The sequence below is a fragment of the Bacillus chungangensis genome, from assembly GCF_030812995.1.
Lineage (GTDB): Bacteria > Bacillota > Bacilli > Bacillales > Bacillaceae_C > Bacillus_CF > Bacillus_CF chungangensis.
This window is the reverse complement of record NZ_JAUSTT010000009.1, coordinates 98,506-115,467: the sequence shown is the minus strand read 5'-3', so window position 1 is coordinate 115,467 and position 16,962 is coordinate 98,506. Positions and strand designations below refer to the sequence as shown.

The window sequence follows — 16,962 nt, the reverse complement described above, 5'->3', positions numbered from 1 at the left end:
TTATTAATCAAGTTTCAGTTATGGCTATTATATTTTCGTTACCGGGGATCATAGCTCAAATAGCTACGACACTAAATCCAAAGAAAAAAATATACAAACTATCTTGTCGTTGTCCAAAGTGCAAATTTTTAATAGAAATGGACATGAAGGAAGAATAGTGAAATTTGTTTTGTCGTTAATTGTCGAACGATTTAAGTAGGTAAATAGTCCTTTTTGTCGAAATAAGTAGTCGGAAGGGAGAGATAAAAATGAAATTTAGTGAGTATTTTGAATTGGAGGATGTAACTCAAAGCGATTTAGATTTTTTGGATGGGCTTATAGACAAAGATGTACCGCTTTATATAGATCCATCTCAGATTGAAGTGCAAGAAGGAGAGTGGTTTAAGGAATCGACAAGGATTATTAATAGTTTTTTTGAGAGAGTTTTTACCTTGTATAGAGCAGGTGAAAAAGAAAAAGCAGAAGCTTTGTTAATAAATGCACACGAACCAAATGAAACAAAACTAGGGGTATCTCAAGGTAATCCACAAGGGAAAGGCACCTCTCCTCAAAAATTAATAGAAATTTTTAATCATATTACCGATCAGGGACTTTTAAGAGATGATTTAATTAATGATTATAGTGATTTGACTATCTACGTTAAAGACTTTGCCGAAGATAGGATGTCAGATTTAGTAACAAATTTATTAAGAGAAAAGCTGGCTGAGTACACAATTAAACAAAGCAATATTTATGGTTTAGAATTAACAGAAGAACCTATTGATATGGGTGTTGCTTGGGATTTAGAGGCGTTGAATTGGAAGCAAGTTAGTCAGAGGGCATTAATGGAAAATGGATCACCATTACTTTTAGTCCCTAAATCAATAGTAGTACAAAAGTATTTATATACTGTAGAAGAATATCTTACAACTGTTGTTTTTTCTTGGAGAAAAAACTATCATATGGATAAAGATACAGAATTAGTAAGAAAAAAATATGTGAAGGTACACAAAAAAATTATACCATATCCACCTAGTAATGAGGTTTTAATTGAAAAAGAAATTACTGATAAAAATTTAACGCGCAAAGAGTATGCAATAAAAATCTCAAAAGAAAACTCTGCTTTAATAGATCAATTTCGTAGGGCGATCAATCACACATTAAGAGGTACACGTAGCAATCGTTTAAGTGATGAGGAGTTAACTCAAATTGTAGAAAAGCGAAGTAAAGAGTAAACATTTTTTATCAAATAGTAGTAAAAACTAAGCATCCCTTGTGGGTGCTTTTTTTTATAAAATAACAAAGGAGTGTTATTCATGGAGGAATATTACAATATAAAAGAAAAAGAGGCATACAAAACCCTTGTTTCTTTTGGAATACATGAACCAATTGCAAAAGACTGTATTGACAGCCGTAACTCGAAGGAGTTAGATATAGTTATTCAATTTCTAAAAAGGTATGGTGATTATATAAATAGTTGAAATTATAAACATAGCACCCTAACCGGTGCTTTTTCTTTTAGGAAAATAGTAGCAGGGAAATATCTCCTTCTGTCGAATAGTAGGAATATGGGGGGATAGTTATGAAGAAATGGGAATATAATGTTTTATATTGGGATGCGCCAATATACAGCTATCAAGAATCTATGGATTTAAATGAAACGCTAAACGAATATGGAATTGATGGATGGGAAGTCGTTTCAATGAGCCATCAAGTTGATAGTTCCTCGTCGACCGATGATGGTAGTGTTAGTTCAGTTGAAACTAATGCTTTTATTATTGTAATGAAAAGAGAATACCAAGAGTAAGTTATCAAATTATGTCACACTGTTGGTGTGGCATTTTTCTTTTCTCAAAACAAACACAAATATATGGAGGTGGCAGGTGATGTAGATGGCAGATAAACGTATTCAAGCTGAGAAAGATTATGTCAAAGGCATGAAATATAAAGACATTGCTGAAAAATATGGCGTGTCACTCAACACTGTGAAGTCCTGGAAGCAGCGTTATGGATGGAATAGAAATAAGGGTGCACCCTCTAAAAAAAGTGTGCACACAAAAAAACGCGGTGCACCAAAAGGGAATATCAATGCAAAGGGCAAAAAAGGAGGCGCAGCTCCTAAAGGTAATTCTAACGCTGTAACCCATGGCTTATTTGCGAAGTACCTTCCAGCTGAGACGTTAGAGATCATGGAAGCAATGGAAGAGCGTTCCCCGGCCGACTTGATCTTTGATCAAATCATGATCCAGTATGCAGCTATTATCCGAGCGCAGCAAATTATGCATGTCACTGATAAGGATGAAATGATTAAAGAGATTAAAAAGGAAAAAGAGAGTTGGGGCGATGGTTCTGGTAGTCATGAAACCGAATGGGACTTTCAATTTGCATGGGAGCGTCAGGCTACATTTTTAAACGCTCAATCCAGAGCCATGAGTGAGTTTCGCAGCTTAATTAAACAGTTCAACGAAATGGCCCATGAAGATGACGAGCGTCGCTTGAAGCTTGAACAGATGCAGTTAAACATCAAGAAAACAAAAGCCGAGGTTGAAAAGATATCGACTGGAACTGATGATAAACCAATTGAAATCCTCATCAAACGTAAGCGGAAGGATGAGGACTCATGACGGCTATTGAAAAAGAAGTCAATCCTCATTTTGAAGACTTCCTGTTCGATTGGAAGCAGAAATTTCAATTTCTTGTTGGTGGATATGGATCCAGTAAAAGTTATCATGTGGCTTTAAAACTAATCCTAAAATTACTAGAAGAAAAGAGAACAGCTTTAGTCGTTCGAGAGGTATATGACACGCATAGGGACTCAACCTTTTCACTTTTAGAAGAGATTGTTACAGATTTAGGGTTAGATCATAAAATTAAATGTGTAACTTCACCTATGCAGCTACGTTTTCCAAATGGTAGCAAGATTATCTTCAAAGGAATGGATAAGCCTGCAAAATTAAAATCCATTCACAATGTATCTATTATCTGGATTGAAGAGTGTTCAGAGGTCAAGTACGAAGGATTTAAGGAACTGCTAGGGCGTTTGCGTCATCCAACATTAAAACTCCATATGATTCTTTCTACAAACCCTGTGGGAGAAGATAACTGGACATTTCTACATTTCTTCAAAGATGATCGCAACAAACGATTGATATTAGATGACCAGGAGCTATATGAAAAAAGAACAATAGTAACTAACGACACCTATTATCATCATTCGACAGCTGATGATAATTTATTTTTACCTGAGAGCTATATTGAGCAGCTTGAAGAAATGAAGAGTTATGATCCAGACCTTCACCGCATTGCTAGGAAAGGTCGTTTTGGCGTGAACGGAAAACGTGTACTACCACAGTTCGAAGAGTGGGCGCATAAAGATGTAATGAGAGCCATTAGTGCTATCAGAAAACCTATCAAGCGTGTAGGTATGGACTTTGGCTTTGAAGATTCATACAATGCTATCGTTCGTTTGGCTATTGATCATAATAAAAAGATTCTTTATATCTATTGGCAATACTACAAGAATCAAATGACCGATGATAGGACAGCAGATGACCTAGAAGAGTTCAAACAATCAAGAGAATTGATTTATGCAGATAGTGCTGAGCCTAAGACGATTCAGTATTTCAAGCAAAGAGGGTTCAAAATTAAAGGAGCAAAAAAATTCAGTGGTTCTCGCCTGGCTAATACAAAGAAAGTTAAGCGATTTAAGAAAATCATCTGTTCATCGGAATGTCCTGATGTTGTTAGGGAGCTGAAATACTTAACATACAAAGAAGATAAAAATGGCCGAATAATCCCTGATGAGTTCAAGATAGATCCTCATACTTTTTCTGCTATTTGGTATGGATTGGACGATTACGAAGTTTCGGATCTAAAAGGAAATGCGTTAAGAACAATGAATAAATCAAGATTAGGATTATAGAGGTGGTGAAATAAATGCAAAAAATTAAACTAGACAAGGACACCGAAATATCGGGAGAATTGGTAAAAAACATCATTCAAGCCTGGGGTAAAAAACATATAGATCGATATGAAACTTTAGAAGGCTATTATCGCGGTAATCATAGTATACTAGCTCGCACAGTCGGTGAGAACAAACCAAACAATAAGCTTGTAAGTAATTACGCTAAATATATTACTGATATCTCAACTGGTTATTTTATGGGACGTCCGGTTACTTATGATAGTGATAAAGAGGAATACTTAAACCAATTATTTTCGGTTTTGGATAGAAATTATGAAGAGGATGTAAACTATGAACTCGCTAAGGAAATGAGTATATGCGGTGTAGCATACGAATTATTATACGTAGACGAAGGGGCCAATGTCCGTTTCAAGAACATCGATCACAAGACAATCATTCCAGTATATTCGGATGATATTGAAGAGAATCTTATTTTTGCCATTAGGCATTACACAACTCATAACTTAGTTGATAATACCAAAGTAGAAAAGGCAGAAGTCTACTCAGCCGATGAAATCATTGAATTTACAATGACGAACGATACATTTGAGGAAGTACAACGCCAGGAGCATTACTTTGGAGATGTTCCAATAATAGAGTATGTGAATAATGAAGAACGAATAGGTGATTTTGAAATTGTTTTGTCTTTGATCGATGCTTATAACAAGTCTCAGTCTGATACTGCTAATGACTTTGAATACTTTACAGATGCCTATCTAGTTTTAATCGGGATGAGCGGAACTGAGCAGCAGGATATTGACGATGCGAAAGAAAAGAGAGTGTTACTGCTAGATGAAAACGGACAAGCTCAATGGTTGATCAAAGAAGTGAATGATTCTGTAACAGAGAATTACAAGAACCGATTACAGAAAGATATTCATCGTTTAAGCCAAATCCCCAATTTGACTGATGAAGAGTTCGCTGGAAATCTCAGTGGTGTTGCTTTACGATACAAGCTTTGGGGAATAGAACAAGTTGCCGCCATTAAGGAGCGGAAATTTAAAACTGGATTAACTAAACGAATTCAACTCATAACGAATTTTTTGAATATCAAGGGTGCTTCTTGGGAGTATGATGATATTTTTATTTCCTTTCATCGAAACATCCCTCAGAACTTACTGGAAACAGTACAAATAGCTAAAGATTTATATGGTCTTTTAAGCGAAAAGACTTTATTAGGATTATTGCCTTTTATCGATGATATCGAAGGAGAAATCGATAGAAAGCAAGAAGAGGAAGATGGATATAGAGGAGCCGTAGATCCTTATGACTTATTAGTTAAACAAGGTAAGGGAGGAGAGTATGATGATCAGTAAGGAGACACAAGAAAAGATCGATGAGTTGATTTATGGCTTAGCTGCAGATTTAACAGGTAGGCTTATGACAGGAAGTGATATTGACACGAATGAAATTAGAGCTTTATCGGATCTTATTTCTGTTACAAAAAGGAAACATCAAAAGTTTTCACCGACAGTAAATATCCAAACAAAAAGTGTTGATAATGACTGTGATATAGATTCACTTATTAAGAGAATCAGTAAGAGTCTTGAAAAAGAAACAGCTTCGGTAAAAGGTATATATGAATGAAATCAGCTGACTACTGGCAAAAACGAGCTGAGCAAGTAGCTAATCGCCAGCACCTTAAAGCTGACAAATACATTACTTTATTAAGACGGGAATATGATAGGGCTATTCGAAGTATCCAGCGTGACATTGAAGTGTTTTACCAGCGTTTTGCTGTTAATAATGAGATTGACATGGCATCGTCCAGAAAATTATTAACAAGTGGTGAATTAAAAGAGTTTCGAATGTCATTAGAAGAGTTTATCGAAAAAGCGAAAGATAATGTCGACGGCCGATGGACAAAAGAATTGAACAACGCTTATTACAAGACTCGTATTAGCCGACTTGAAGCTTTGCAGATTCAGATAAGGCATCAAATCAAAACGCTAAACGAAAACGTACAGGAAGGCACACAGGCGTTACTTGGTGATGTTTATAAGGATACTTATTACAAGACTTTATTTGAAATTCAAAAAAGAACAGGTATTGGAACACCGTTTTCTAAGGTCCATCATGAAGCAGTTAAGAAGATTATCTCGAAGCCTTGGGTTGGGGGTAATTTTAGCCAACGTATATGGAGCGATAGGGAAAAGTTGTTACGTGAGCTAGAGATCAATCTATCACAAGTTTTCGTTCGTGGTGATAGTGTCGATAGGACTACCCAATCGCTAGCGAAACGAATGAATGTGTCATATTCAAATGCTGCTCGCATTGTTCGTACAGAAACATCCAACATTGTAACTGAAGGAACAATTGATGGATACAAGGCTAGTGGAGTAGTTAAAAAATATGAGTTTCTTGCCACTATGGACGAACGGACATGTGAGATCTGTGGTCCACTTGATGGAATGGTGTTCAAACTATCTGAAAAGCAGATAGGCGTTAATGCTAGTCCATTACATCCGAATTGTCGTTGTACAACTGTTGCTTATTTTGATTCAGATGAGGGGGAGCGTATTGCGAAAAGTGAGGATGGAAAATCATATTATGTACCTGCGAATATGACTTATGACACGTGGTATCAAAAGCATGTTGTTGGCAATAAAGATCAATGAAAGCATCAGCTAATTAGAATAGCAGGTGCTTATTTATTTGTAAAAAAACTGCAACTTACAGGCGTTGCACTATAAGGGGCAAATGGAGGAATTGATGATGTTTGAGGTTGAAAAGAAACCATTGAAAGTTGATCTGCAATTCTTTGCAGCAGAAGAGGGAGTTGAGGATGGCAATCAAAGCACTGGTGATCATCAGACAACAGCCGATGGAAAATCTGAAGAAATAGAGCTTCCGAAATCACAAGAAGAGCTTTTAAAGTTACTTCAAAGCGAGGCGGACAAGCGTGTCACTGGAGCATTGAAAACAGCTCAAGAAAAATGGGAGAAGGAATTCAAGGATAAACTCGAAGCAGAAAAAGCTGAAGCGGAAAAACTAGCTAACATGACTGCAAGCGAAAAAGAAAAGGCGCTGCTGGAAAAATCTAAAAAGGAAATCGAGGATAGGGAAAGGGCTATTCAACAAAAGGAACTTAAACTTGAAACGATCAACTTTTTAAATGAAAAGGAGTTGCCTATTCAGTTTGCCGACATTCTTCTAGCAGATGATGCAGAAAAAACAAAGGATAACGTAGATATTTTTGAAAAAGCATTTCGGGAAGCTGTTGAAAACGCAGTAACTGAAAGGCTGAAAGGGTCATCACCAAAGGGAGGCAAAGCAAGAGTGGAGGAAAGCAATATCGGAAAGCGTCTTGCTGATCTATACACGAAAAAGAATGAAGACTTAGAGAAAGCAAGAAAATCTTACTTTGGATAAGGAGGTAGAAGGTTGTGAGTAAATTTTTAGTAACGAAATATGCAAACAAAAAAGAAATTTTGAAGTTCCCGGATCATTATGTGGCGTTAACTGTAACAGTGGATGATAAAGGTGTTTTCCCAAATAAAGAAGGTAAAAAGATCGTTCCAGCTGGAACAATAGTAGGTGGTGGAGTTCTCGAAGATCAGTCCAAATCCGTAAGGAAAGTAACAGGGGCAGAGGCAGAAGGAGTCCTGCTTAATGATGTAGATGTCACATACGGATCAGCATCTGGATCTATGGTTATTCATGGATTTATAGATTTAAATAAAATTCCTGAAGTTCCAGATGGGGAAACGAAAACAGCACTAAAACAAATCACATTTTTGAAATAAGAGAGGAATGAGAATATGAGCACTATTTTTGATTTGGTAAATGCCAAAAGTATAGCGACATACTATGAGAATAATCCTTCGAATGCTATTCCGTACCTGGGAGCAACACTGTTCCCAGCTAAGAAGCAGCTAGGGCTTGATTTGTCCTGGATTAAAGGATCAAAGGGACTACCAGTGGCGTTAATGCCGTCTGAATTTGATTCCAAAGCGACAGTAAGAGACCGTATTGGATTCGATAAAGTTCAAACTGAAATGCCTTTCTTTCGTGAATCTATGAGAATAGGTGAAAAAGACAGGCAGGAATTAAATAGATTAACAAGCTCAGTTAACGACAGTTTAATTATGCCTATCATCAATAACATTTACGATGACGTAACTAGTCTTGTAAACGGGGCCCTGGTGCAGCCTGAACGAATGATTATGCAGCTATTATCAACAGGGAAAATAAAGATTACTGCAAATCGAGTAGACTACGAGTATAACTATGACATGCCAAATGAACATAAAGAAACTCTTACAGGTTCAGGTGACAGCGGAGCCAAGTGGAGCGATGTTGAAAACTCTGATCCCATCGAAGATATTATGACCTGGCAGGATAAAGTAGAAGATGATACAGGAGTTCGACCAACTAACGCAATCTGCACCAGAAAGACTTGGAACTGCTTATTGAAAAACAAGAAGATTCGTTTGGATATGAATCCTCTTGGTGGTCAAAACATTATCATGACAGATAACATGCTAAAGCAGTACCTTCAAACAAAGTTAGGTGTATCAGTAGCGGTTTATAACAAGAAGTTCGCATTGCAAGACGGCAGTACTCACTTATTCTATCCAGACGACCACTTTACTTTGATTCCAGACGGTAATCTAGGAAACACGTACTTCGGTACTACACCAGAGGAGTCAGATTTAATGTCTGGCAGTACGAATGCTGATGTTTCCATTGTGAATACAGGCGTGGCTGTATCCACCATCAAGGAGCCGCATCCAGTCAATGTTATGACAGTAGTATCTGCTATTATGATGCCAAGCTTTGAAACAATTGACACTATTTTCATTGCTAAAGTGAATTAATGATACAAGGGAGAAGATTCCCTTGTGTTTTGTTGAAAGGAGGAATTGCTTGTGGAACAGCAGGAAAAACCTAAAGCAAGTAAGACGAGTAAAAATAAGCAGCTGACAGTTACATTGATCAGGAATATCAAGTATAGAGGACAGCGTTATAAGAGTGGCGATACCTTAAAAATATCACAAGAAGATTATGATGTTTTCTTGGAGGATGGCGTTATTAATGAGGAATGATGTTCTGGTTATAGTAAAGCGCCGTCTTAAACTTCAGGATAATTCGTTGGATGATTTAATTTTTGACTACATCGAACAAGTAGAATGGAAAATTAAACTCTACTGTAATATCAGTAAAGTTCCAGAAGCTCTTAAGCGAATGTGGGCTTCTATAACAATCGATTTATTGAGAGTAGAACATCCGAACGAAGAAGCTATAGCTAACAGCGTCAGTGAGTCGATGGCTAGTGTTAAGTTAGGTGATACATCAATTTCTTATGGAAGTAAAGGAAATGAAGTGACCAGTACGTCTAAGGCGACATTAGACGATGTAGTTTTGAATTATCGCCATGAATTGAACAGATTTAGGAGGCTTAAAAGCCTATGATCAATTACAAGCATCATCGTAAAGCTATTGAAAAGACGTATGAAGATAAAGTTTCTATTAGTCGTTATGAAAAATTTAAAGTAGGTGGAGAAACAAAACATGAATTACATGTCATTTATAAAGACCAACCTTGCCGACTATCTCAAAAGGCACTTGGTTCAAACAACCAATCCGATGCACAAAACGACATAACTTATGAAACTAAGCTGTTTATATCGCCTGATTTGGAAATTTTGCAAGGTGATGAAATAGAAGTTACCAAAGGGACGATGAAACGTAAATACACAGCAGGAGAGCCTTTCATCTATCAAAGTCATCAAGAAGTTACATTAAGTCGAGAGGATTACGCATAATGGCCAAATGGGGAGAATTTGACTTTGGCGAGTTCGAGAAGATGGCCAAAACTTTTCAAAAGGCGCTAGATGAACGAGTGGTAGAAAGGTTCATTCAAGATTTTCTTTTAGAGATGGCTTTTCGTGCGGATCGTAAAATAAAAAAACGAACGCCAGTAGGTGATGGCCAGCTTCGTCGAGCATGGACTGTTGGCAAGGTACAACGTCATGGTAATTCATATGTTGTGGAGATATTCAACAACACTGAATACGCCTCTTTCGTTGAAAATGGTTTCCGCGCTCACTGGGTTCCTGGATATTGGCAAGGGAAAACGTTTGTGTATGATCCTAACGCCAAAACAGGTATGCAAGTCGGTAAGAAAGGCGGATGGGTTGAAGGACGGTTTATGATGACTATCTCCATGAAAGAAATCGAGCGAGAGTTACCCAAGTATCTTGAAAAGCGTTCGGCCGAATTACTAAACAATATTGTGAATGGACGTCCTCATAGATAGGAGTGATAACAAGAGTGGTAACTATTGATGATGTGCGAAAGGCAGTCATATCCGCACTAGATAAGCACTTTCCTGATATCGACATATACGGAGAGGAAATATTACAAGGGCTAGAGGAGCCTTGTTTTTTTGTGAAAATGTTCCCTACTGCAAGTGATCGTGAATTTAATAGACGATACAAGCGATCGCATTCATTCGACATCCATTTCTTTGCGAAAACAAATGCGGATCGTCATGAGATGAATGAACAACTGTATGAACATATGGAGTATATCGCAATGAATGGCGATTTACTCAGAGGTAAAAAAATGAGCGGTGAAATCATTGATGGTGTTCTCCATTTTTATGTTGACTATGAATTTCACGTCATGCGTGAGAAAGAAAAGGGAATCAAAATGCAAACTCTTGAACAGGAGGAGTATTTAAAAAATGGCTAAAAAAGCTGAAGTAGTTAAGAAAAATACAGAGTATACAAAGCAGCAATTTCTTGCATCAAAGAAGTTTACCACTATACAAAAAGATGTATTGAATGTGTTGCTGTTGGATGAACAGAAATACACAAATGATCAAGTAAAACAGATTATGGATGACTTTATGAAAAAGGAAGTGAACTAAATGGCAGGAGGTACATGGTTAACGCAGAATAAAGTCAGGCCAGGCGTGTATATCAACTTCGAAACAGAACCAAAACCCCTAGGGACTGTCGGAGATCGCGGCATTGTCACAATGGCTTTACCACTATCTTGGGGAGCGACAAAAGAAGTTATCACAATTCAAGCAGGGGAAAATCTTAAAAATGTCCTTGGCTATGACATTACGGATCCTGAAATGCTGTTGGTTCGTGAATCGTTAAAACGAGCGAAAACAATACTTCTTTACCGTTTAAACGGAGGAACTAAAGCGTCAGCGACACATGGTGAATTAACAGTCACAGCGAAATACGGCGGCATTCGTGGCAATGACATTTCTATCGTTGTTCAGGAGAACATCGATGACGAAACGAAATTTGATGTCCAAACGCTGGTTGATGGTGCGGAAGTAGACTTACAGACAGTTACCGCCATTTCTGAACTACAACAAAATAATTGGGTGACATTCAACGGCACTGGTAACTTGGAAGGAACAGCTGGTTTACCTCTCGTGGGAGGGTTAGATGGCCTTGTAACTAACGGTGATCACACCGATTATTTAGAAGCTATCGAAGTTTACGAGTTTAATACAATGGCACTCGTTTCAAAAGATGCCGTACTTAAAGGACTATATACATCCTTTGTAAAACGCTTGCGTGACGATGAGGGTTTTAAAATCCAAGTTGTCGTTGAAAATTATCCTATCGCCGATCATGAGGGTGTTATCTCAGTAAAAAATGGCGTGATACTTGCTGATGGTACAGAATTAAACGCTGAACAAGCGGTAGCGTGGGTAGCAGGAGCTACAGCAGGGGCTAATGTGAATCAATCCCTCACATATCAGGTATACGATGATGCTGTAGACGTTTCAGAACGTTATACAAACTCACAAATTGTCAATGCCCTGAAAAATGGTGAATTTATATTCACACATAGACAAGGTCGTGCTGTTGTTGAGCAAGATATTAACACATTAACATCTTTTACACCGAAACATGGGAAGGCATTTGCAAAAAATCGTGTTATTAGGGTTATAGACAGTATTAACAATGACTTTCAAAGAATATTTGAGTCTTTTTATATCGGAAAAGTGGATAACAATGCAGATGGCCGAAATCTTTTAAAGGGCGAATGTATTAATTACATGGAAACTCTTCAAGGAATTAACGCCATTCAAAATTTCGATGGTGCACAAGACATCTTAGTAGAACAGGGTAATGAAATAGATAGTGTGTATTCGGAGGTCTACGTACAGCCGGTGGATAGCATCGAGAAAATTTACATGAAAGTAGAGGTGAAGTAATGTGGGATTTTTTAGAGCAAAAGATGCGATTAGCGGTCAGGAAGGCAAGGCTTATGCCATTATAAACGGTAATGTCGAAGAAATGTTTTATGCTAAAAAAATCGAAGCAAAAGCAGATAAGAAAAAGTCATCGATGAAATCGTTAGGACATCGCGGTGAACAGCATAAAGCGGCAGGTTGGGCAGGTACTGGAACAATGACGATCTACTATGCTACGACATTATTTCGGAAGTTGATGCTAGAGTATATTAAAACAGGCAAGGATACGTATTTCGATATGCAGGTTATTAATGAAGATCCAACATCTAGCATCGGTAAACAAACAACACTCTTGAAGTTCGTGAACTTGGATGAAGCATTTATGGCGAAATTGGATGTTGATAGTGAATACTTAGACGAAGAAGTATCTTTCACTTATGAAGATGTGGATATTTTAGACAGTTTCGGAAAACCGATTTTAGGATAAAAAATATTAGGAGGAATAACAATATGAGTGATTTACAAGCGTTTTTTGCACAAAATGTACAAGCTGAAATTACAGAGGAATTTGTAATTTCCGATAGATTTAAGGATGAAAATGGTAAACCAATCCCATGGAAACTACGAGGGATGGATGAGATTGAAAATGAGGAAATCAGAAAATCAGCAACAAAACGAAAAAAAGTTAAGGGAAGAGGTTACGTAACTGAGATTGACGATGAAGAATACATTAATAAACTTATGGTCGCTAGTGTAGTCTATCCAAACTTAAAGGATGCTGAATTGCAAAAATCATATGGTGTTATAGGAGCTGGTATGCTTTTGAAAAAAATGCTATTGTCAGGTGAATACGGGGAGCTTGCCGAAAAGGTTAAAGAGATAAACGGATATGACAAGGACATGGAAGATCTGAAAGATGAAGCAAAAAACTAATTGAGGAGGGAGATAGCGAGGCGAACTATGCATACTACTCCCTCCACAAGTTTCAGAAGTGGCCAAGTGAATTCCTGTCTCTTCCTCGAAAAGAAAAAGCGTTCGTAATGACTGTTATCGATATGTATATAGAGAAAGAGAAAAAGGAAATGGCTAAACTGAGTAAATAGCCTTATTGCATTCCCTTTTTTGGTAGAATAAGAGTTGTATAAAAAATCAAAAAAGGGGGATTCATGTTGAAGAAACTTACAATTATAGGGCTAATATTTTTACTTTGTTTCTCATTAGTAGGTTGTGGTAATGCAGGTGAAGAAGCATCTGGGGTTGAAAAAAGTAATGAGAAGGAAAAAGTAAAAGAAAACGCTACAAAAAAAGATGAAGTTGAAACGGAAGAAGAGGAATCAGAAACTGTCCAAGAAACAATAATTGCAAATGTTGGAGAAGTATTTAATTATAAGGATTGGGAAGTCAAACTAGATTCTTTTGAGTTTAACCAAACAGTAAGTAGCGATATGTTTGAGTCATCAGCTGATGAAGGAAATAAATTCTTAGTTTTAAGATTTACTGTCACTAATAAAGGAACTAAAGCTGATTCATTCACCGATACAATAGGTGGAACGCAAATAAAAGCTATGTACAATGAGAAGTATGAATATGAAAAGTTAACTACTCTTTTAACAAGTGATTTGAGTGCCCAAAATGTGCAGCCACTAGCAACTGGCAACGGATTCGTCGTAATTGAAATGCCAGATAATGTGGTTGAAGCGTCAGAAAGTATAGATGTATTCATTGGAGAAGGCAAAGAAATTGTTAAAATAAAAATTCGTTAATTAGTCTCAATAATCTATTTCAAAAGAAAGAAAACGGTTGACAAGAGATGTAATGATATGTATATTTAAAATAAATTAATATATTCAGAATAAGGACAGCTGCGGAAGCACCGCTCTATCGAGTGCTACCCGTCTGTCCTTTTTGGTTTTTATCTTTAGAACTTATTATGAGTATGTAAACTCCAACAACAACCTTTAAATGAATTTTTGGTTAAGGTTAATAGATAAAACTACAAGATCATTATAAGTATTAGCAAGGATTTCGAAAATATTATCAAAAATAAGAGCTTTTAATTGTTCTTCTGGTAGTACTGTAGGAAAATGAGCAGCTTCTCTATAAAGATTTACACTTATACATAAAGAAGTAAATTCATCGATGCCTTCTTTAAGTATATCTTTTTCTAGAATATATATTTCGAGACGACATGGTATAGGTTGATCATAAATCAACAGTTCCCCATCAATTTCTAAATGATGATCTTTTTCAATCCATTCTGAAGTTTTACATGAAAAAAGTACTTTTAAGTGAGTAAGCAATCTTTCTACCGGCACATCGAAATAGTCGCATAATGTATCTAAGGTATCGTATTGAATTCCTTTTCCGGTGTTATGGTATAAGGAACTTAATGCATTTCTTGATATTCCGGTGTCTTTTGAAAGTTTAGTTATATTCAATCCTCTTTCGGCCATTAAGACTGCTAAATTGCATTTAATCAAAATGTGTCACCTCTTTATTAGTCATTATGATATCAAGTATAAGCAATTTTATACATTGTAACAACAAAATGAGGTTGACAAAGAAAACATATAAAGCTAATATATAGTTGTAAATTGCTATGACATAGTAGCAAAATGATATTCATGGAGGTGAAAATGTGATTAAATCTAATCTACCAATCTTATTAGCAAAAAAAAGAATAAATATTTCTGATGTATCAAGAGACACAGGGCTTTCACGCGCTACACTTAGTTCTTTGTTTCATGAAAGTGGAAAAGGGGTTAAATTTGAAACGCTCAGTAAATTGTGTTCCTATTTGGAGTGTGGTGTTGGAGAGATATTGGAATATGAAAAAAGTGAAAATATTGCTTAGGAGGGGTATGAATGAATAATTTAATGCTTTTTGAAGGACAGTATGAAGTGTTAATTTTGACTAAAAATGACTTAAAATTTGACTTTCATGGGGACTTTCTTATTTTGGCAAAGAGTGTTTCGAAGGCTCTTGAATATGCAAGAACAGAAGAAGTAACAAAATTTTGTAAAGAAGGTCAGGTATTCATTGTTAGAAATAGCGATCTTTCTATTTCGGTGAATCGCCGAATTAGAAAATTACACAATACAGGAGAAGCTTTTATTACAAACTTAGCACTGAATCGTGTATTTGGTAAATCTGAGAAACCTAAAGCTGAACCGTTTCAAGATTGGTTATACGAGGACATGCTTCCATCAATTCAAAAACATGGTGCATATCTTACTCCAGATAAAGTGGAGGAAGTTCTGCTTAACCCAGATACAATTATTCATCTTGCTAATCAAATAAAAGTAGAACGAGAAGAAAAAGAAAAGGCGCTCAAAACATTAGAAATTCAAAGACCTAAAGTGATTTATGCGGAAGCTGTAACTGTTTCTAGAGATACAGTATTAGTGAAAGATTTAGCTGCTGTATTGAAGCAAAAGGGTGTTGATATAGGAGAGAAGAGGTTGTTCAGTTGGCTTAGAGATAATGGTTATCTTTGTAAACGTAAAGGTGATATGTGGAATATGCCGACTCAAAGGAGCCTTGATTTGAGATTAATAGAAATTAAGCATGGATTGAGAACAGGAAATAATGGAGAAATGAAGAAAACCAGAACTCCAAAGATTACTGGGAAGGGGCAAATTTACTTCGTAAATAAATTCCTTGCAAAGGAGAATGTGATCTAGTGGTTTATGAGGAGAATAAAAAGGGAAATTTGTATCTATTAAAATTAAATAAAAAAACCACTATTTAAGTTGCAGCTTAAGTAGTGGTCGAATAAAGGGGCAATACCCCACGAATTAAGTACATACATTATAACCTAATTGACATCATTTTAAAAGTGGGTATTGCCTCCAATTTCAGGGAGGAGAAACTATGGATAGTGCACAAATTCGTAATAACTTTTGGGAAGTATGGAATGAGAAGGCGAGATTATTTAATGCTTTTGCTGACGAGTTACAAGGAAGGGATGATGAGACTTTAGAGAAAATAGCTCAACTGAATAGAAAGTGGCATGAAACTATGTTAGCTTTCGGTAAAGTAACGGAAGCAAGGATTTCACTAGATTAAACACCCTAACAAGGGTGTTTTTATTTGAAAGGGGTGATTATCTTTGATAAACTGTTAAGTACAATAGACTTTCCTATCAAGAGAGGCTTATATGGTAAAAAGAATAGACCATCTCCATAAGTTTCTGAGGCTCAAGGGAGGTCTATTTTTTCAAGTGCGAATGTGAAGTGAACATGAATTTCTAGGGATATTTCTCTATATCGAACTAAAGGAAAAAGTTATTTTATCAAAAATTGTGCTGTATCCTGTATGAATGTGCGGATTGAAATAAAAAGCGAGGCTAACTTGAAAAAGGAACTTCTTTTGTTGATTTCTGCCTAACCTATCGATGACGTTATAAGTTATAACCCCATCTTTATCACAGTGATTTGTAACTGCGGTATGAGAGTGTGATTATCTTTTCTTGTTCAGAATGTTATAGTATAATGAAAATAAGCATAGAATAAAAAAGACCGCAGGTGCTACCAACACCCACGGTTATGTACAAATAGACGTCTCCAAAAAGCGGAGTGGCTCATTAAGACCTACTGAAATAGACCGTAGACCTAGTCAAGGGCGGTCTATTTCTTTTTGTCTTGTGACAACAAAGCTACAATAAGTAACCCAAACGTGAGCATGAGCATCAACGCTTCAAATGTTGTCATCGGCATCACCCCCTTTCTTTCGGGGATGAGCCACAGACCGCCCTTAGAGCCGATTCTATTGTACAAGTTAATATTATAACATTATTTAACTCTATTAACACTCTCTATATGAGGGTGTTTTTTAATTTCAATG

General features: G+C 36.5%; 26 protein-coding genes. 24 read left to right on the top strand and 2 right to left on the bottom strand.

Annotated features, from left to right (window positions below):
• Nucleotides 1-248 precede the first annotated feature (248 nt).
• The 21 genes from J2S08_RS09195 (at nucleotide 249) to J2S08_RS09095 (ending at nucleotide 13,879) form a co-directional block, all read left to right on the top strand.
• Nucleotides 249-1,214: a hypothetical protein gene (locus J2S08_RS09195; RefSeq protein ID WP_307228804.1), complete on the top strand. Its 966-nt coding sequence runs from the start codon at nucleotides 249-251 to the stop codon at nucleotides 1,212-1,214.
• A gap of 81 nt (nucleotides 1,215-1,295) precedes the next feature.
• Nucleotides 1,296-1,460, top strand: coding sequence for a hypothetical protein (locus J2S08_RS09190; RefSeq protein ID WP_307228802.1), 165 nt, complete (start codon nucleotides 1,296-1,298; stop codon nucleotides 1,458-1,460).
• A 101-nt stretch (nucleotides 1,461-1,561) separates the two neighbouring features.
• Nucleotides 1,562-1,786, top strand: a complete 225-nt coding sequence (locus J2S08_RS09185; protein ID WP_307228800.1) for a DUF4177 domain-containing protein — start codon at nucleotides 1,562-1,564, stop codon at nucleotides 1,784-1,786.
• An 85-nt stretch (nucleotides 1,787-1,871) separates the two neighbouring features.
• Nucleotides 1,872-2,603, top strand: a complete 732-nt coding sequence (terS, locus tag J2S08_RS09180) for a phage terminase small subunit (RefSeq protein WP_307228798.1) — start codon at nucleotides 1,872-1,874, stop codon at nucleotides 2,601-2,603.
• Nucleotides 2,600-3,901 (top strand): PBSX family phage terminase large subunit, encoded by a 1,302-nt coding sequence (locus tag J2S08_RS09175; protein ID WP_307228797.1) that lies wholly within the window; start codon nucleotides 2,600-2,602, stop codon nucleotides 3,899-3,901. The genes terS and J2S08_RS09175 overlap by 4 nt, the downstream gene beginning before the upstream one ends.
• A 14-nt stretch (nucleotides 3,902-3,915) precedes the next feature.
• The gene (locus J2S08_RS09170) at nucleotides 3,916-5,259 is read left to right on the top strand and encodes a phage portal protein (protein WP_307228795.1); all 1,344 of its coding nucleotides are present in this window, start codon (nucleotides 3,916-3,918) and stop codon (nucleotides 5,257-5,259) included.
• Nucleotides 5,249-5,530 carry a hypothetical protein gene (locus J2S08_RS09165; protein WP_307228793.1) on the top strand — a complete coding sequence of 94 codons (282 nt, stop codon included), beginning with the start codon at nucleotides 5,249-5,251 and terminating at the stop codon, nucleotides 5,528-5,530. Before J2S08_RS09170 ends, J2S08_RS09165 begins: the two co-directional genes overlap by 11 nt.
• A complete protein-coding gene (locus J2S08_RS09160; protein WP_307228791.1) occupies nucleotides 5,527-6,561 on the top strand; it encodes a minor capsid protein in 1,035 nt (344 codons plus the stop codon). Before J2S08_RS09165 ends, J2S08_RS09160 begins: the two co-directional genes overlap by 4 nt.
• 97 nt (nucleotides 6,562-6,658) lie before the next feature.
• Nucleotides 6,659-7,315 (top strand): DUF4355 domain-containing protein, encoded by a 657-nt coding sequence (locus J2S08_RS09155; protein ID WP_307228789.1) that lies wholly within the window; start codon nucleotides 6,659-6,661, stop codon nucleotides 7,313-7,315.
• 14 nt (nucleotides 7,316-7,329) lie between these two features.
• Nucleotides 7,330-7,689: a hypothetical protein gene (locus J2S08_RS09150; RefSeq protein ID WP_307228787.1), complete on the top strand. Its 360-nt coding sequence runs from the start codon at nucleotides 7,330-7,332 to the stop codon at nucleotides 7,687-7,689.
• 15 nt (nucleotides 7,690-7,704) lie between these two features.
• A complete protein-coding gene (locus tag J2S08_RS09145; protein WP_307228785.1) occupies nucleotides 7,705-8,763 on the top strand; it encodes a major capsid protein in 1,059 nt (352 codons plus the stop codon).
• Between the two features lie 51 nt (nucleotides 8,764-8,814).
• Nucleotides 8,815-8,991: a DUF7210 family protein gene (locus tag J2S08_RS09140; protein ID WP_307228782.1), complete on the top strand. Its 177-nt coding sequence runs from the start codon at nucleotides 8,815-8,817 to the stop codon at nucleotides 8,989-8,991.
• On the top strand, nucleotides 8,969-9,358 hold the full coding sequence (locus J2S08_RS09135) for a phage head-tail connector protein (RefSeq protein ID WP_307228780.1): 390 nt from the start codon (nucleotides 8,969-8,971) through the stop codon (nucleotides 9,356-9,358). Before J2S08_RS09140 ends, J2S08_RS09135 begins: the two co-directional genes overlap by 23 nt.
• Nucleotides 9,355-9,711: an ABC transporter ATP-binding protein gene (locus J2S08_RS09130; protein WP_307228778.1), complete on the top strand. Its 357-nt coding sequence runs from the start codon at nucleotides 9,355-9,357 to the stop codon at nucleotides 9,709-9,711. The genes J2S08_RS09135 and J2S08_RS09130 overlap by 4 nt, the downstream gene beginning before the upstream one ends.
• Nucleotides 9,711-10,205, top strand: coding sequence for an HK97 gp10 family phage protein (locus tag J2S08_RS09125; RefSeq protein WP_307228775.1), 495 nt, complete (start codon nucleotides 9,711-9,713; stop codon nucleotides 10,203-10,205). Before J2S08_RS09130 ends, J2S08_RS09125 begins: the two co-directional genes overlap by 1 nt.
• Nucleotides 10,206-10,219: 14 nt before the next feature.
• Nucleotides 10,220-10,642, top strand: a complete 423-nt coding sequence (locus J2S08_RS09120; protein ID WP_307228773.1) for a phage tail terminator family protein — start codon at nucleotides 10,220-10,222, stop codon at nucleotides 10,640-10,642.
• Nucleotides 10,635-10,820 (top strand): hypothetical protein, encoded by a 186-nt coding sequence (locus tag J2S08_RS09115; RefSeq protein WP_307228772.1) that lies wholly within the window; start codon nucleotides 10,635-10,637, stop codon nucleotides 10,818-10,820. The genes J2S08_RS09120 and J2S08_RS09115 overlap by 8 nt, the downstream gene beginning before the upstream one ends.
• Nucleotides 10,821-12,137, top strand: coding sequence for a phage tail sheath family protein (locus J2S08_RS09110; RefSeq protein ID WP_307228770.1), 1,317 nt, complete (start codon nucleotides 10,821-10,823; stop codon nucleotides 12,135-12,137).
• Between the two features lies 1 nt (nucleotide 12,138).
• Nucleotides 12,139-12,603 (top strand): phage tail tube protein, encoded by a 465-nt coding sequence (locus tag J2S08_RS09105; RefSeq protein ID WP_307228768.1) that lies wholly within the window; start codon nucleotides 12,139-12,141, stop codon nucleotides 12,601-12,603.
• A 23-nt stretch (nucleotides 12,604-12,626) separates the two neighbouring features.
• Entirely contained in the window at nucleotides 12,627-13,049 is a 423-nt protein-coding gene (locus J2S08_RS09100; RefSeq protein WP_307228767.1) for a phage tail assembly chaperone, read from the top strand.
• 236 nt (nucleotides 13,050-13,285) lie between these two features.
• Entirely contained in the window at nucleotides 13,286-13,879 is a 594-nt protein-coding gene (locus tag J2S08_RS09095) for a DUF4352 domain-containing protein (RefSeq protein WP_307228765.1), read from the top strand.
• 195 nt (nucleotides 13,880-14,074) lie between these two features.
• Here J2S08_RS09095 and J2S08_RS09090 read toward each other — a convergent pair whose 3' ends face one another.
• Nucleotides 14,075-14,596 carry a helix-turn-helix domain-containing protein gene (locus tag J2S08_RS09090; protein WP_307228763.1) on the bottom strand — a complete coding sequence of 174 codons (522 nt, stop codon included), beginning with the start codon at nucleotides 14,594-14,596 and terminating at the stop codon, nucleotides 14,075-14,077.
• 158 nt (nucleotides 14,597-14,754) lie between these two features.
• Here J2S08_RS09090 and J2S08_RS09085 point away from each other — a divergent pair, with 158 nt between their 5' ends.
• The 3 genes from J2S08_RS09085 (at nucleotide 14,755) to J2S08_RS09075 (ending at nucleotide 16,185) form a co-directional block, all read left to right on the top strand.
• A complete protein-coding gene (locus J2S08_RS09085) occupies nucleotides 14,755-14,970 on the top strand; it encodes a helix-turn-helix domain-containing protein (RefSeq protein WP_307228761.1) in 216 nt (71 codons plus the stop codon).
• Nucleotides 14,971-14,981: 11 nt separating this feature from the next.
• Nucleotides 14,982-15,800, top strand: coding sequence for a phage antirepressor KilAC domain-containing protein (locus tag J2S08_RS09080; protein ID WP_307228759.1), 819 nt, complete (start codon nucleotides 14,982-14,984; stop codon nucleotides 15,798-15,800).
• Nucleotides 15,801-15,990: 190 nt separating this feature from the next.
• Complete coding sequence (locus tag J2S08_RS09075; RefSeq protein ID WP_307228757.1) at nucleotides 15,991-16,185, top strand: hypothetical protein; 195 nt, start codon at nucleotides 15,991-15,993, stop codon at nucleotides 16,183-16,185.
• 560 nt (nucleotides 16,186-16,745) lie between these two features.
• On the opposite strand, the gene J2S08_RS09070 is transcribed toward J2S08_RS09075, so the two are convergent.
• Complete coding sequence (locus J2S08_RS09070; RefSeq protein WP_307228918.1) at nucleotides 16,746-16,829, bottom strand: putative holin-like toxin; 84 nt, start codon at nucleotides 16,827-16,829, stop codon at nucleotides 16,746-16,748.
• Nucleotides 16,830-16,962 lie beyond the last annotated feature (133 nt).

What these genes read in the sequence shown, in the direction of transcription:
- J2S08_RS09100 (WP_307228767.1), top strand. Translation starts at nt 12,627, where the DNA reads ATGAGTGATTTACAAGCGTTTTTTGCACAAAATGTACAAGCTGAAATT.
- J2S08_RS09185 (WP_307228800.1), top strand. Translation starts at nt 1,562, where the DNA reads ATGAAGAAATGGGAATATAATGTTTTATATTGGGATGCGCCAATATAC.
- J2S08_RS09155 (WP_307228789.1), top strand. Translation starts at nt 6,659, where the DNA reads ATGTTTGAGGTTGAAAAGAAACCATTGAAAGTTGATCTGCAATTCTTT.
- J2S08_RS09165 (WP_307228793.1), top strand. Translation starts at nt 5,249, where the DNA reads ATGATCAGTAAGGAGACACAAGAAAAGATCGATGAGTTGATTTATGGC.
- J2S08_RS09080 (WP_307228759.1), top strand. Translation starts at nt 14,982, where the DNA reads ATGAATAATTTAATGCTTTTTGAAGGACAGTATGAAGTGTTAATTTTG.
- J2S08_RS09130 (WP_307228778.1), top strand. Translation starts at nt 9,355, where the DNA reads ATGATCAATTACAAGCATCATCGTAAAGCTATTGAAAAGACGTATGAA.
- J2S08_RS09175 (WP_307228797.1), top strand. Translation starts at nt 2,600, where the DNA reads ATGACGGCTATTGAAAAAGAAGTCAATCCTCATTTTGAAGACTTCCTG.
- J2S08_RS09195 (WP_307228804.1), top strand. Translation starts at nt 249, where the DNA reads ATGAAATTTAGTGAGTATTTTGAATTGGAGGATGTAACTCAAAGCGAT.
- J2S08_RS09070 (WP_307228918.1), bottom strand. Translation starts at nt 16,829, where the DNA reads ATGACAACATTTGAAGCGTTGATGCTCATGCTCACGTTTGGGTTACTT.
- J2S08_RS09125 (WP_307228775.1), top strand. Translation starts at nt 9,711, where the DNA reads ATGGCCAAATGGGGAGAATTTGACTTTGGCGAGTTCGAGAAGATGGCC.
- J2S08_RS09190 (WP_307228802.1), top strand. Translation starts at nt 1,296, where the DNA reads ATGGAGGAATATTACAATATAAAAGAAAAAGAGGCATACAAAACCCTT.
- J2S08_RS09160 (WP_307228791.1), top strand. Translation starts at nt 5,527, where the DNA reads ATGAAATCAGCTGACTACTGGCAAAAACGAGCTGAGCAAGTAGCTAAT.
- J2S08_RS09115 (WP_307228772.1), top strand. Translation starts at nt 10,635, where the DNA reads ATGGCTAAAAAAGCTGAAGTAGTTAAGAAAAATACAGAGTATACAAAG.
- J2S08_RS09170 (WP_307228795.1), top strand. Translation starts at nt 3,916, where the DNA reads ATGCAAAAAATTAAACTAGACAAGGACACCGAAATATCGGGAGAATTG.
- terS (WP_307228798.1), top strand. Translation starts at nt 1,872, where the DNA reads ATGGCAGATAAACGTATTCAAGCTGAGAAAGATTATGTCAAAGGCATG.
- J2S08_RS09110 (WP_307228770.1), top strand. Translation starts at nt 10,821, where the DNA reads ATGGCAGGAGGTACATGGTTAACGCAGAATAAAGTCAGGCCAGGCGTG.
- J2S08_RS09075 (WP_307228757.1), top strand. Translation starts at nt 15,991, where the DNA reads ATGGATAGTGCACAAATTCGTAATAACTTTTGGGAAGTATGGAATGAG.
- J2S08_RS09135 (WP_307228780.1), top strand. Translation starts at nt 8,969, where the DNA reads ATGGCGTTATTAATGAGGAATGATGTTCTGGTTATAGTAAAGCGCCGT.
- J2S08_RS09145 (WP_307228785.1), top strand. Translation starts at nt 7,705, where the DNA reads ATGAGCACTATTTTTGATTTGGTAAATGCCAAAAGTATAGCGACATAC.